Source organism: Microbacterium sp. Root1433D1, assembly GCF_001426835.1.
GTDB lineage: Bacteria > Actinomycetota > Actinomycetes > Actinomycetales > Microbacteriaceae > Microbacterium > Microbacterium maritypicum.
Map to the genome: position 1 here is coordinate 686,342 of NZ_LMFN01000001.1, position 11,961 is coordinate 698,302.

13 protein-coding genes are annotated in these 11,961 nt (G+C 69.8%); 4 read left to right on the forward strand and 9 right to left on the reverse strand.

Annotated elements, in window-relative coordinates; all coding sequences use genetic code 11:
* Nucleotides 1-39: 39 nt before the first annotated feature.
* Together ASD13_RS03340 and ASD13_RS03345 are read right to left on the reverse strand one after the other, a co-directional pair.
* Nucleotides 40-924, reverse strand: coding sequence for an SDR family oxidoreductase (locus ASD13_RS03340; RefSeq protein ID WP_055865759.1), 885 nt, complete (start codon nucleotides 922-924; stop codon nucleotides 40-42).
* Between the two features lie 166 nt (nucleotides 925-1,090).
* Nucleotides 1,091-1,438 carry a DUF7882 family protein gene (locus ASD13_RS03345; RefSeq protein WP_017829293.1) on the reverse strand — a complete coding sequence of 116 codons (348 nt, stop codon included), beginning with the start codon at nucleotides 1,436-1,438 and terminating at the stop codon, nucleotides 1,091-1,093.
* A gap of 187 nt (nucleotides 1,439-1,625) precedes the next feature.
* On the opposite strand from ASD13_RS03345, the gene ASD13_RS03350 reads away from it, so the two are divergent.
* The 3 genes from ASD13_RS03350 to ASD13_RS03360 are packed head-to-tail and all read left to right on the forward strand — an operon-like array spanning nucleotide 1,626 to nucleotide 3,081.
* Nucleotides 1,626-2,105 carry an FHA domain-containing protein gene (locus tag ASD13_RS03350; RefSeq protein ID WP_055865762.1) on the forward strand — a complete coding sequence of 160 codons (480 nt, stop codon included), beginning with the start codon at nucleotides 1,626-1,628 and terminating at the stop codon, nucleotides 2,103-2,105.
* Nucleotides 2,102-2,515 (forward strand): CBS domain-containing protein, encoded by a 414-nt coding sequence (locus ASD13_RS03355; protein WP_055865765.1) that lies wholly within the window; start codon nucleotides 2,102-2,104, stop codon nucleotides 2,513-2,515. The genes ASD13_RS03350 and ASD13_RS03355 overlap by 4 nt, the downstream gene beginning before the upstream one ends.
* Complete coding sequence (locus ASD13_RS03360; protein WP_082531378.1) at nucleotides 2,512-3,081, forward strand: CinA family protein; 570 nt, start codon at nucleotides 2,512-2,514, stop codon at nucleotides 3,079-3,081. The genes ASD13_RS03355 and ASD13_RS03360 overlap by 4 nt, the downstream gene beginning before the upstream one ends.
* Nucleotides 3,082-3,100: 19 nt before the next feature.
* Here the strand turns inward: ASD13_RS03360 and ASD13_RS03365 are convergent, their stop codons facing one another.
* The 6 genes from ASD13_RS03365 to ASD13_RS03390 form a co-directional block, all read right to left on the reverse strand.
* Nucleotides 3,101-4,189: an alcohol dehydrogenase catalytic domain-containing protein gene (locus ASD13_RS03365; protein WP_055865767.1), complete on the reverse strand. Its 1,089-nt coding sequence runs from the start codon at nucleotides 4,187-4,189 to the stop codon at nucleotides 3,101-3,103.
* Nucleotides 4,190-4,200: 11 nt separating this feature from the next.
* On the reverse strand, nucleotides 4,201-4,908 hold the full coding sequence (locus ASD13_RS03370; RefSeq protein WP_055865770.1) for a phosphonatase-like hydrolase: 708 nt from the start codon (nucleotides 4,906-4,908) through the stop codon (nucleotides 4,201-4,203).
* A complete protein-coding gene (locus tag ASD13_RS03375; RefSeq protein WP_055865773.1) occupies nucleotides 4,905-6,044 on the reverse strand; it encodes a TIGR03364 family FAD-dependent oxidoreductase in 1,140 nt (379 codons plus the stop codon). The genes ASD13_RS03370 and ASD13_RS03375 overlap by 4 nt, the downstream gene beginning before the upstream one ends.
* Nucleotides 6,041-7,801 carry a phosphonate ABC transporter, permease protein PhnE gene (gene phnE / locus ASD13_RS03380; RefSeq protein WP_055865776.1) on the reverse strand — a complete coding sequence of 587 codons (1,761 nt, stop codon included), beginning with the start codon at nucleotides 7,799-7,801 and terminating at the stop codon, nucleotides 6,041-6,043. The genes ASD13_RS03375 and phnE overlap by 4 nt, the downstream gene beginning before the upstream one ends.
* Nucleotides 7,798-8,628: a phosphonate ABC transporter ATP-binding protein gene (phnC, locus tag ASD13_RS03385; protein ID WP_017829301.1), complete on the reverse strand. Its 831-nt coding sequence runs from the start codon at nucleotides 8,626-8,628 to the stop codon at nucleotides 7,798-7,800. The genes phnE and phnC overlap by 4 nt, the downstream gene beginning before the upstream one ends.
* A gap of 110 nt (nucleotides 8,629-8,738) precedes the next feature.
* Nucleotides 8,739-9,668: a phosphate/phosphite/phosphonate ABC transporter substrate-binding protein gene (locus ASD13_RS03390; protein WP_055865779.1), complete on the reverse strand. Its 930-nt coding sequence runs from the start codon at nucleotides 9,666-9,668 to the stop codon at nucleotides 8,739-8,741.
* Nucleotides 9,669-9,837: 169 nt separating this feature from the next.
* Here ASD13_RS03390 and ASD13_RS03395 point away from each other — a divergent pair, with 169 nt between their 5' ends.
* The gene (locus ASD13_RS03395) at nucleotides 9,838-10,581 is read left to right on the forward strand and encodes a GntR family transcriptional regulator (protein WP_031205666.1); all 744 of its coding nucleotides are present in this window, start codon (nucleotides 9,838-9,840) and stop codon (nucleotides 10,579-10,581) included.
* 254 nt (nucleotides 10,582-10,835) lie between these two features.
* Here ASD13_RS03395 and ASD13_RS03400 read toward each other — a convergent pair whose 3' ends face one another.
* Nucleotides 10,836-11,933 carry a sensor histidine kinase gene (locus ASD13_RS03400; protein WP_235562458.1) on the reverse strand — a complete coding sequence of 366 codons (1,098 nt, stop codon included), beginning with the start codon at nucleotides 11,931-11,933 and terminating at the stop codon, nucleotides 10,836-10,838.
* Between the last annotated feature and the right edge of the window lie 28 nt (nucleotides 11,934-11,961).

An 11,961-nucleotide genomic window follows, 5' to 3' on the forward strand; every position in this document is an offset into this window, starting at 1 on the left:
AGGCGGCGGCCCCTCTCCGGGCCGCCGCCTCGGCGCGGATCAGAGGGACTTGCCGCCGGTGACCGCGATGACCGATCCGGAGGTGTATGACGATTCCGCCGACGCCAGGTACACGTAGGTACCGGCGAGCTCCGCGGGCTGGCCCGCCCGCCCCAGCGGGGTGTCGGCACCGAAGGTCGCCAGCCGTTCGGCATCCCATCCGGTCGCCGGGATCAGCGGCGTCCAGATCGGGCCTGGTGCGACGGCGTTGACGCGGATGCCCCGCGGGCCCGCCTCTTCCGCGAGGGCCTTCACGAACGCCACCTGCGCGGCCTTCGTCATGGCGTAGTCGATGAGTCCCGGCGAGGGGTTGTAGGCCTGGACGGATGCCGTCACGATGATGCTCGCTCCGGGCGGGAGGTCGGGATAGGCCGCCCGTGCCGAGAACAGCATGCCGGCGAGGTTCGTGTCGAACACCCGGCGCATCCGCTCCGTCTCCAGGGTCTCGAAGCCGTCGATGTCGTGCTGGTAGCCGGCATTCAGCACGAGCACGTCCAGTCCGCCGAGTTCGCGCCGCGTCCGGGCGACGATGTCGGTCGCGAACGTCTCGTCGCGCAGGTCACCCGCGAAGCCCACTCCTGCGCGCCCCGTCTCGCGCACCAGGGCGAGCGTGTCCTCCGCGTCGTCCTGCTCTTCGGGCATGTGCGCGATGGCGACGTCGGCGCCCTCCCGTGCGAAGGCGATCGCGACGGCTCGTCCGATGCCCGAGTCTCCGCCCGTGATGAGGGCGCGGCGTCCCTCCAGACGACCATGGCCGACGTAGGTGCGTTCGCCGTGGTCCGGTTCCGGGCGGGTCTGTTCTGTCAGGCCCGGCTGATTCTGATGCTGTGCGGGAAAGCCCTCTTCGCGGTGCGCGTGGCGGGGGTCGGTGGTGTCGTCGGTCATGGGTCCCACCCTCTCCGATCGTCTCGTGCTCCGTCAGGGGGTTGACAGCTCCGGCCGACCGACCAGCTCTCGTCGACACCCATGCTCGACGACGAAACCCACCGGTGGACGCGCGTCCACGAGTGGGTTTCGACGATGCAGGTGGGTCTCGAGGCGAGCCCGAAGGTCAGAGAGGAGGAGTGACCGGGACCTCGCCGGCGCCGGGCTCCTCGCCCGCCTCGGCGGGCTCGGGAACGAGGTAGAGACCGCTGGGCGCGTTCGCGGTGAACGCGAGCGCCTCGATCCAGGCCCGGTTGATGGAGGGCTGACGGCTGCCGAAGTATTTGAACACGAGAGAGCTGCCGGGCTGGATCCACACGGTGGTGCGCCCGCCGCCCACGCTCGCGTCTTCGCGCCAGCTGAAGGGGAAGGGCTCCCCGCGCCGCAGCTTCGCGGTGATCACGAGCTGCAGGTGGGTGAGGGCGCGGTCCTCGATCTCGGTCTTCACGCCGCCTTCGTAGACGAACTTTCCCATTGGTGGTGCTCCTTGGTCGCTGTCTGGCCGGGACGACGGCTTCGCTCCATTCTCGCGCACTCCGCCGCCGGATACCTCCTGTCCCCGCGGTCGCGCCCGATGCCCACTCGACGCCCCGAAGTCAACCCCCTCGGCGAGACGTCGCCCGGAGCCTAGCCTCGGGACACTCGACTCGAAGGGCACTGCCATGAACGACCGACACATCGACGACCGTCCCGACGAGGGCTACACGCCCACGACCACGCACGCCGCCTGGGGCGCGGGCAACCCCCGACTGCGCATCACCAGGGACGACGAGCGCACCGAGTTCGCGCTGAGCGACGACGTGGTTCGGATCGGCTCCGCCGAGGACAACGAGCTGCGCCTGCCCGACACCGATCCCGTGCATGCCACGATCACACACGACGACCGCGACGAGTACGTGCTGACGCTGCACGGCGAGGGTGAGACGAACGCGAGCCTGGGCGTGGACGCGACCCACGCCGACGAGAACTCCGAGACGCTGCGCACCGGAGCGCACTTCACGGCGGGCCCGTGGACCCTGGTCTTCGCACGCGAGGAGTTCGCCGATCACGGACGGCCGTACGGAGGCCGTGCGGGTGGGGAGTACTCCGACCAGCCGTTGCAGCCGCCGCGTCCGGACTACGACGAGGGCGAAGAGCGATGACCACCGCGCGCGACCTCATGACTCCGAGGCCGCGCTGCATCGGGGTGAACGATTCCTTGCGCATCGCCGCCTCGGTCATGGCGGATCTGGATGTCGGAGCCCTGCCGATCTGCGGCGAGGACGGCAAGCTGAAGGGCATGCTCACCGACCGCGACATCGTGGTGGGTGCGATCGCCCTGGGCATGGACCCGGAGACCACCCCGGCGTCAGCGCTCGCTAAGGGCAAGCCGGTCACGGTGGATGCGGATGACGACATCCGCGTGGCCCTCGACCGGATGCAGGAGAACCAGGTGCGACGGCTGCCCGTGATGACCGACCGTCGTCTGGTCGGCATCGTGAGTCAGGCCGACGTCGCACGCTCGCTGTCCGCATCGACGACCGGCAAGACCGTGGAGAGCATCTCGCGGTGAACCTGCACGACGACACCCCCGATGCTGCGCGGACCCCCGGCGCCGAGGCGATGAGCGGCCCCGATACGCGCGGCCACATCGCACGGTTGAGCGAACTCGCCGCCGCGCGGGGGCTGCGCATCGCCGTGGCGGAGTCACTCACCTCGGGCATGCTCGCGCACACGATCGGCGCCGGCGAGGGTGCCTCCGAGTGGTTCGCCGGCGGCATCGTCGCCTACATGACCGCCGTGAAGGAGCGCGTTCTCGGGCTGACGCCCGGGACGGATCCGTGCTCGGCGGCATGCGCGGAGCAGCTCGCCGTGGGGGCACGTCGCCTGTCCGACGCCGACCTCACCGTGTCGACCACGGGCGTCGGCGGCCCCGACGCGCAGGGCGGGCATCCCGCAGGGACCGTCTTCCTGGGCTGGGCCACCGCCGAGGACCAGGGCCACCGCAGGCTCGCCCTGGTCGGCGACCCCGAGGAGATCCTGACCGCGACCGTCGATGCGGCCGTCCGCCTGCTCGCCTTCCACGCCGAAGGGCTGCGCCCACTCGGCCCCCGACGAGGGCAGGACGACGGCGTCTAGGGCCTGTGTTCCGGGCGCGTCACTGCCCCGGAACGAGTCCGATCCGAAGAGGAGCCCCCGGGGAGGCCGCCTCCACGAGCGCCGCGTCGATCTCGAAGAGTCCGCGCACCGCGCCGACCGCGTCCGCGAACGGGTACGCCCGCCCTCGTCCGGCGAGGAAGGCCACGGCTTCGGCGAGTTCGGCCCCCGTGTAGTTGTGGATGCCGGCGACGGTGACCAGGCGCCGCACGATGCTCTCGGCGTCGAACGGCACCGGATCGGCCGGGAACACACTGCCGACGAGCACGACGGTTCCCCCGACCGCGACGCCCGAGAGAGCCTCGCCCACCGCGTGCCCCGAGGCTTCGATAACGACGTCGGGCTCGCCGTCGAGGCCGGTCGCACCGAAGCGTGCGGCGAGGGCACGTCGCTCGGGGTTGGGATCGAGCACCTCCACGGTCGCACCCTGCTCGGCGGCGATGGCCGCGGCGGAGAGTCCGACCAGTCCCGCGCCGTGGATCCGCACACGCGCTCCGTCGAGATCGCGGTCCTTCGCGGCCCTGGCCACCGCAGCCCAGGCTGTCGCCGTGGCGCAGGACGCGGGCGCGAGAACGGAGGCGGGGAGCGCCTCGGGAACCCGCACGATGGCCGTCCCCTCTCGCAGCTGCACGTGACTCGCGAAGGCTCCGGTGAGGTCGCCGTGCGCCCCGACCTTGTCGTGCCCGTACTTCCCCAGGTCGCGGCACTTCTGCGGCATCCCCTGCAGGCACCGGTCGCAGCTCGCGCACGACACCGTCACCGACCAGACCACCCGGTCGCCGATGCGCAGCGGAGTGCCGTCGACCGTGTGCGCCCCGCCGTCACCGGTCGCGATGACCCGTCCGACGCTCTCGTGTCCGAGCACCAGAGGAGTCGGGGCCGAGCGGCGCCCCTGCACGGTGTGCACATCCGAGCCGCAGATCGTCGACATCTCGACGGCCACGAGCACGTCGCCGTCACCGAGCGCGACGCCCGGCACGGCGATCGTCTCGTGCGGATGGCCTTCGCCGACCCACACCATCGCGGTCGCGGCAGGGCGCAGCGCGACGTCCCGGCGATGGCCGGGAGGACGGATCAGCAGCGTTCCCATGTCGAGTCCTCTCAGGAGGTCGCGACGAGCGGGAGCAGGTCGCGCTGGGCGAGCACACCGCGCAAAGCGGTGACGTCGCTCAGCACGGCATCCGCCCCCGCGGCGCTCAGAGCCGGGCGATCGTGCGCGCCGGTCAGCACACCCGCGACGAAGCCGGCGCCGGCCCGACGTCCCGACTCGACGTCGCTGACGGTGTCGCCGGCGACCGCGACCGCGTGCACCGACGAGGTCTGCGTGCGCAGCAGCGCCGTCAGCACGAGGTCGGGTGCGGGACGCCCGCGACCGGCATCGATCGGCGACAGGGCGAGATCGATCAGCTCGCGCCAGCCGAGGCCGTCGAGCAGGGCGTCCCGGGTCACCGGAGCGAAGCCCGTGGTGAGCACGACCTTCAGCCCGGAGTCCTTCAACCCCTGGATCGCGTCGGCGGCGCCGGGGATCTCGGAGACGCCCTGCTCGGAGACGATCTCGGCATAGGCGCCCTCGAAGGCGGCCGTCGCCCGTGCTGCCGCCTCGGCATCGCCGCCGGAGAGGTGCGTGAAGACGTCGATCTTCGACTGCCCCATGGTCACGCGCACGTAGTCCAGCGCCTCGTCCCACGGCATCCGGCCCGCGACGCCCGTGCGCTCGGCGGCGCGCTGGAACGCCTGCTCGACGACGCCGTCGTCGAGCACTGTGGTTCCCGCCATGTCGAGCACGACGAGTTCGAGAGGAGTGGTCATGATGTTCCTTCCATTGCTGCCGCCCACCCGAAGGCGGCGGCGAGGTTCTCTTCGGCAAGTCCCAGGCCCGTGGTCATCCCGATGCCGGTGGTCGCGGCGAGCACCAGCACGCCGTCGTCGCCACGATCGATCAGGAATTCCTGCGGCCCCTTCGCGTACACGCCCTGCCAGCGCTCGATCACGCGCGGCGCCGGGGCGTCGAACAGCGCTTCGGCCTCCGCGAGGAAGGCGGTGAACGCAGCCTCGGGCTGGAACGGCGCCGGGGCTGTGGCGGTCGAGTGCGAGTCGCCGATGATGAGCGTCCCGTCGGGAAGCTGCGTGTACATCTGGTTGAGGTCGATCGCGGCGAGGTCAGGGCGCTCGGCGTGCAGGCGCTCGCGCAGGGCCCCGGCTTCCGGCCCGTCGGCGAAGCGACCGTACCGCACGAGGGACCAACCGGTGAGCAGGGGAGCTGCGAGCGGATGCCGGAACGACACGGCCGCCCGCATCATGTCGAGGGCGCAGCGCACGACCCCGTGCCGCTCTGCGACGTCGGGGAGCAGCTGATCGATGTCGTGGTTCACGGCGACGACGACGCTGCCGCAGGTGATCGGACCGCGCGTCGTGTCCACGTGCCCCTCCCCCACTGCGGTCACCGCGGTGCGGAACCGGAAGTCGACGCCGAGTCCCGCGAGGTGGCGCACGATCGCATCGGCGGCCGTGCGGGGGTCGGTCTGCAGATCGCTCTCGATGTGCGCTCCACCGACGAGGCCCTCGGCGCGCAGCGGAGCGAGGCGCCGCAGCTCGGCCGCCTCCAGCAGTCGGATCCCGCCCTCGCGGGATGCGGCGTCGAGCACGGCGAGCTCGTCATCGTGCCGGGCGGCGACCAGCGTGCCCGACTCGCGCAGCCAGAAGCCCGCGTCCTGGGAGAGACGCAGCCACAGCTCGCGGGAGACGTCGGCGTAGTGCCGCGCCTGCCCGCCCTGCGCGCCGATGCAGAGGTGTCCGAAGTTGCGGATCGTCGCCCCGACGGGAGCATCGGTGCGGTCGACGACGATCACGCGCAGGCCGCGCCGGACCGCCGCGTACGCCGCTCCGAGCCCGACGATGCCGGAGCCGACGACGACCACATCCGCCGTGTCGAGAGGGCGGTTCATCGGAACACCTTCCGCATCCACATCGCGAGTCCTTCGACCACGAGCACGGTGGCGAGGATCATCAGCACGATCGCCGTCACGGTCTCGTATCGGGAGCCCTGGCTGGCATTGAGGAGGTAGTAGCCGACACCGCCACCGCCGACGATGCCGAGGATCGTCGCCGCGCGGATGTTCGTGTCGAGCATGTAGAAGCTGTGACCGATGAGCGCCTGCATCCCCTGCGGCACGGTGGCCGAGGTGTAGGTCTGCAGACGTGTCGCCCCCACCGCGCGCAGCGCCCGCTCCGGTCCGCGATCGACCTCTTCGAACGAGTCGGCGATGAGCTTGCCCAGCAGTCCGATACCGCCGATCGCGAGGGCGATGACACCCGCCTGGGCCCCGAGACCGGTGATGACCACGAGCACGATCGCGAGGATCAGCTCCGGAATGCCGCGGATGCCGACGAGCAGGAGTCGCGCCGTCCCTCGGGCGCCAGAGCTCGGGGCGACGTTGCGCGCTGCGAGCGAGCCGAGCAGGAGCGAGGGGAGCAGGGTGAGCACGGTGGCGGCGAGAGCGATCGCGACGGTCTCACGCATCGCCTGGAACATGGCGCTGGCGTCGTAGTTGCCGAACGACGGGGGCCAGAACTTCCCGGCGACCTCGGGCAGCTTGGCCCAGAAGGTGATGAGGTCCATCCAGTTGATCTGGCTGACGACCACGCTGCCGATCACCACGAGCACGGCGACGACACCGGCGATGGTGTGGCGCACGCGCTGTGCGGTCCAGGGCCGGCGCACCGCCGTCTGCGGGCTCGCGGCCCAGGCGGGGCGGCCGACGGCTGCGGACGCGGACCGGCTGCCGAGGCGCGGATGCAGGATCCTGTCGATCCACGACCGGGTGTGCGCCTGCTCCCCGAGCATCGCCCCGCGGACCATGCTGGAGACGATCTCCATCGCGACGCACAGGATGAAGATCACCAGGGCGATTCCGAGGCCCTTGCCGTAGTTCAGCGACTTGAACGCGTACGACATCTCGAGGCCGAGCCCGGCGACGCCGACGTAGCCGAGCACGACACTGCCGCGCAGGTTGATGTCGTTGCGGTGCAGCACGGTGGCCACCCAGCTGGGCAGCACCTGCGGCAGGATGCCAGAGGTGAACTCCTGCATCTTCGAACCGCCGGCGGCACGGATCGCGAGGCGCGGCCCTTCGTCGATCTGCTCGATCGCGTCGGCGAACATCTTCGAGATCATGCCGATGGAGTGGATGCCGATGGCCAGGATGCCGGGAAGGGTACCGAGGGAGAACATCAGCACGAACGCCATCGCGAGGACCACGTCGGGCAGAGCCCGGGTGAGCACGCCGATGAACCTCGCGGCGGCTCGCCATCCGTTGCCCGGGGTCGTGTTGGAGGCGGCGAGGTAGGCGATCGGCACCGACAGCACGGCCGCGAGCAGTGTGCCGACGAGCACGAGACCCACCGTGAGCGCGATCAGCCAAGCGAGGTCGCCGGGAGCCGGGAAGCTGAGCCCGCCGACGCGGGCCATGAAGTTCTCGGCATTGCCCCAGCTCTGCACCATCGCCGGGATCGAGATGTCGACGTCGCGGACGGCGAGGATGCCGAGCACCACGAGGGCTATGAGCGTGAGGGAGGCGGCGATCCGCTCGGGCGAGATCGGGCGCCGGGGGGCTCGTTCGGCGACCGTCGGTCCGCTCCCCTGGTGGGACGATCCGCCACCGCGGGGCGCGGCGGAGTCGGTCGACGCGTCGAGCGCCGTCATGATGCGGCCACCTGGGCCGCTGCCTCGACCAGTTCCTCCTGCACGGCGCGGATCTCGGCCGTCGTGGTGGCCACGCGACCGTAGATCTCCATGACCTCGGCCTTGGTGAGGTCTCCGGTCGGGGTGTCCAGCACCACTTCACCGTGGCGGAGCCCCACGATGCGGTCAGCCCACGAGATGGCGAGGTCGACCTGGTGCAGGCTGCACACCACGGTGAGCCCCTCATCGGCGGCGATCTCGCGGATCAGGGCCATGACCTGCTCGCTCGACTCGGGGTCGAGCGAGGCGACCGGCTCGTCGGCGAGCAGGATCGCGGGCTTCTGCATGAGAGCGCGGGCGATGGCCACGCGCTGCTGCTGCCCGCCCGAGAGGGTGTCGCTGCGCTGGTAGGCGCGGTCGAGCAGACCGACGCGGTCGAGGTGCTCGAGTGCGGTGAGCTTCGCTGCTCGCGAGTAGCCCCAGAGGCCGAGGCGCGGCCCGCGCACACCCGACAGCGAACCGGTGAGCACGTTCTCGAGCACGGTCAGAGAGGGCACGAGCTCGAACTGCTGGAAGATGAAGCCCACGCGGCTACGGAGGTCGCGCAGCGCCCGCCCCTTCAGCGTCGGGACCTGGGAGCCCAGCACCTCCACCGAGCCGGAGGTGGGGATCTCCAGGCCGTCGAGGTGGCGCAGCAGGGTCGACTTCCCCGAGCCGGAGAGGCCGAGGAGCACGACGATCTCGCCGCGGGACACCTCCAGAGAGGCCCCCTTGAGTGCAGTGGTCGTCCCGAAGGTCTTCGTCACGCCGTCGAGGCGGATGAGGGCGTCGGATGCCGAGGCGGTCATGTCGTAGCTCCTGTGGTGTCGTGAGTCGTGCGGTGGTGCCCTCCGTCTCGCCCGCACGAGAGGCGGACGAGACGGAGGGCGCCGTGTATGGCGAAGGGGTCAGGCCGGGCTCAGCCCTGGCACTGCTCCGCTTCGGTCTCCTTGCAGATGTCGCGGATCAGGTCGTAGTACGCGTCGTCGACCGGCTTCGTGGCGTAGAAGACGCTGCGGAAGGCATCGGTGTCCGCGCCGTCGACCCCGGCGGCGATGATGTCGTCGATCGTGATCTCGGAGAGACCGTCGATGAGCTTCTTCGAGACGTCATCGGGGAGCGTCGACGAGTAGACCAGCGGCGCACCGGGGACCATCGTCTCGTCGATGACCTTGACCTTGTCCGACTTCTCGACCTCGGAGTCCTCGGCGAAGCCCGCCTCGCACTCGACGCCCTCGCCGACCTTGGTGACGCTGACATCGTGCTTGCCGGCGAAGACCGGGGTGATGTCGGTCTTGGGGTCGATGCCGGCCTTGAGCAGGTTGTACGACGGGAACAGGTAGCCGGAGGTCGAGGACGGGTCGACGAAGCAGACCTTCTTGCCCTTGAAGTCCTCGATGCTCGTGATGTCGCTGCCCGCGGGCACGATCGCCTGCGAGTAGTAACCGGGCTCCTGGCCCTCTTCGGTCACGATCGAGGAGATGGGGGTGAGCTTGGCGCCGTTGTTGGTGGCGGTCACGTAGGTGAAGCCGGAGAACGACGCGACGTCGACCTTGCCGGCGACGGCGGCCTCGATCAGGGCGGCGTAGTCGGTGGACTCGTGGTACTCGACCGTCTTGCCGGTGATCTCGGCGATGTAGTCCATGAGCGGCTGGTAGTTCGTCTCGGTGTCGACCGAGTCGGGCACGACGCCGAAGACGAGCGTGTTCTCATCGACAGCGAATCCGCTGGCGGAGGACGACTCGTCGGCGCCGGGAGTGCCGGCGGCATCTGCCGAGCCGGAGCACGCGGCGAGGCCGAGGGCGAGGAGCGCGACGCCGGCGAGGGCGGGGAGAGCGCGAAGCTTCATGAGGACCTTTCAGGGTGTGAGGGGTGATCCACGGAAGACTCTCTCAGGTGCAGACGCGAGATATGTACCTAACTCGGAAGAGTTCAGGGCTCGTTTACCGAGCATTCTTCTGGATGAACACTCCCGGAACGCGGTCGCGCCGCTCGAGCTGACGAAGTAATGTACCTATGTGGCTGAAGCTGTGTACACCCAGATCGCCGATGACCTTCGCGCGCAGATCGCTGCGGGCGCGCTGCGTCCCGGCGACGACGTCCCGACCGAGGCCGACCTCGCCGAGAGGTGGCATACCTCGCGCGGGCCGATCCGCAACGCCCTGGCCGCGCTGCGCGGCGAGGGCCTGATCGAGACGAGCCGCGGCAGACCCGCTCGCGTCGTCGCCCGCAAAGCCAACCAGGCCGTCGACGTGTCGGTGCCGTTCACGCGGTGGGCGCGCGAGCTGGGCGTCACCCCCGGCGCCCAGACGCAGGAGTTGAGCCTGCGCCGTGCCGGCGAGCTGGGAGCGGCGCTGGGCGTCGACGCGAGCGACACGATCGTGAGCGTGGTGCGGCTGCGCCTGCTCGACGGCAGGCCCACCATGTTGGAGCGCCTCAATTACACGGAGGTCGCCGGACGCCGGCTGTTCGAGGTGAACCTCGACGAGGTCTCCATCACGGAGTACCTGTCATCGGTCGGGCATCCGATCGTCACCCTGCAGCACGTGATCGATGCCGTGGCCGCCGACGATCAGGATGCCGCGCTGCTGCGAGTGCCCCGGGGCACGCCCATCCTGCGTCTCACCCGCACATCGCGCGACGCGGAGGGACGGATCTTCGAGGCTTCGGAGGATCGGTACCTCAGCGAGGTGGTGCGCTTCACGGTCGCCGCCTCGGGGATCTCCACGGACGGCCACTACATGCGAGCGGTGGGCGGCTAGCCGGGCATGCGGAACCCCGTGGCGGGAGGCCGGAGAATCGGCCGTTAACGCAGAAGGCGATCGCGAGCGCGCAAAGTGTTTCAGAAGCCAGAAAGACCGCGCCCGCGATCGCAGCGCTGGGGACGCTTTATCTGGGGAGCTTTCAGATTACGGCTGATCGCAACGCGTTCCACAGGGTCGAACGTCGAGACTTCTCTAGACTTTCGTCTAGGCTCTCGCGGATCGTGGAAAGGGTGCTCACACACTCTAGAGCATCAGACGACGGGAAGTCGGGCCGACACGACCCAGAATCCGTCGACTTCGCCGGCACTGAACTCGCCGCTCGCTCCCATCACCCGCTCCGCCATCCGGCCGAGGCCGGTGCGACTGGAGGAGAGCTCGCGGCGTGGGGTCGTCGGGAGGGGGCTGCGCAGCGTGAGGTGCGCGACCTCGTCGTCCACGGCGAGGTCGATCTGCACCTCGCCGGGGCCTGCGTATTTGAGGATGTTGGTGGCTGACTCGCGCACGATGCGCGCGAGGACGATCTCGACCGCACGCGGGATGCGCTCGTCACGAGGGTCTCCCTCGCGGGCCACGGAGTGACCGGCCGATTCGAACTCGCCCTGCGCCTCGTCGATCGCTGCCGCGAGGTCGCCGGTCTGCACACTGGAGGACTGCGGACCGTCGTCCGCGAGTTCGATCACGAAGCGGAGATCTGTCATCGCCTTGCGCGCGGCGACGCGGATCGCTTCTTGCGAGTCGTTGCTGGTCTCGGGGTCTTCGAGCATCTGCACGTGCAGCGCCACCACCGTGAGGTGGTGCGCGATGCTGTCGTGCAGCTCACCGGCGATCCATCGCCGCTCGGCGAGTACGGCCTGACGTTCCTGCTCGGCTCTCTCCTCGAGCTCGCGCTCGAGACGACTCCCCCGGGCGAAGGCGAGCCGAAGGGCGAACCCGACAGCTCCTGCCACGGTGGCGAAGATGAGATACAGCGCGACGTTGACGCCGGAATCGGCGTCGCCGTTGGCCACGATGGCCGCCGCGACCAGGAAAACGCCGGTGTAAGAGAGGATCAGCGATGTCCACCCCAGTCTCATGACGAAGCCGGCCGCGACTGCGGCGGCCGTCAGGACCTGGAGCTCTGATCCGGTGAGGAAAGACGATGCGAACACGACCCCGAGGGCACATGTCGCGATGAGCGGCTTCCAGAGGTAGAGGACGAACGCTGCAGTGGATGCAACGCTCACCAACAGTGCGACCGGGTTGACACCCGGTGTGGTGAAGAAGCCTATGAGGTCCGTGGCGACGGTGATGGTGACGATGACCAAGACGACGATGCGCTCGATCGCGCTGAGCTTCTCACCGCGGGTCAAGCGGAGCGTATCCGCCGATCCTCGAGTG

Excerpts from the sequence above, each read along its gene's own strand:
- ASD13_RS03390 (WP_055865779.1), bottom strand. The coding sequence starts at position 9,668 with ATGAAGCTTCGCGCTCTCCCCGCCCTCGCCGGCGTCGCGCTCCTCGCC.
- phnC (WP_017829301.1), bottom strand. The coding sequence starts at position 8,628 with ATGACCGCCTCGGCATCCGACGCCCTCATCCGCCTCGACGGCGTGACG.
- ASD13_RS03340 (WP_055865759.1), bottom strand. The coding sequence starts at position 924 with ATGACCGACGACACCACCGACCCCCGCCACGCGCACCGCGAAGAGGGC.
- ASD13_RS03345 (WP_017829293.1), bottom strand. The coding sequence starts at position 1,438 with ATGGGAAAGTTCGTCTACGAAGGCGGCGTGAAGACCGAGATCGAGGAC.
- ASD13_RS03350 (WP_055865762.1), top strand. The coding sequence starts at position 1,626 with ATGAACGACCGACACATCGACGACCGTCCCGACGAGGGCTACACGCCC.
- ASD13_RS03355 (WP_055865765.1), top strand. The coding sequence starts at position 2,102 with ATGACCACCGCGCGCGACCTCATGACTCCGAGGCCGCGCTGCATCGGG.
- ASD13_RS03370 (WP_055865770.1), bottom strand. The coding sequence starts at position 4,908 with ATGACCACTCCTCTCGAACTCGTCGTGCTCGACATGGCGGGAACCACA.
- ASD13_RS03365 (WP_055865767.1), bottom strand. The coding sequence starts at position 4,189 with ATGGGAACGCTGCTGATCCGTCCTCCCGGCCATCGCCGGGACGTCGCG.
- ASD13_RS03375 (WP_055865773.1), bottom strand. The coding sequence starts at position 6,044 with ATGAACCGCCCTCTCGACACGGCGGATGTGGTCGTCGTCGGCTCCGGC.
- phnE (WP_055865776.1), bottom strand. The coding sequence starts at position 7,801 with ATGACGGCGCTCGACGCGTCGACCGACTCCGCCGCGCCCCGCGGTGGC.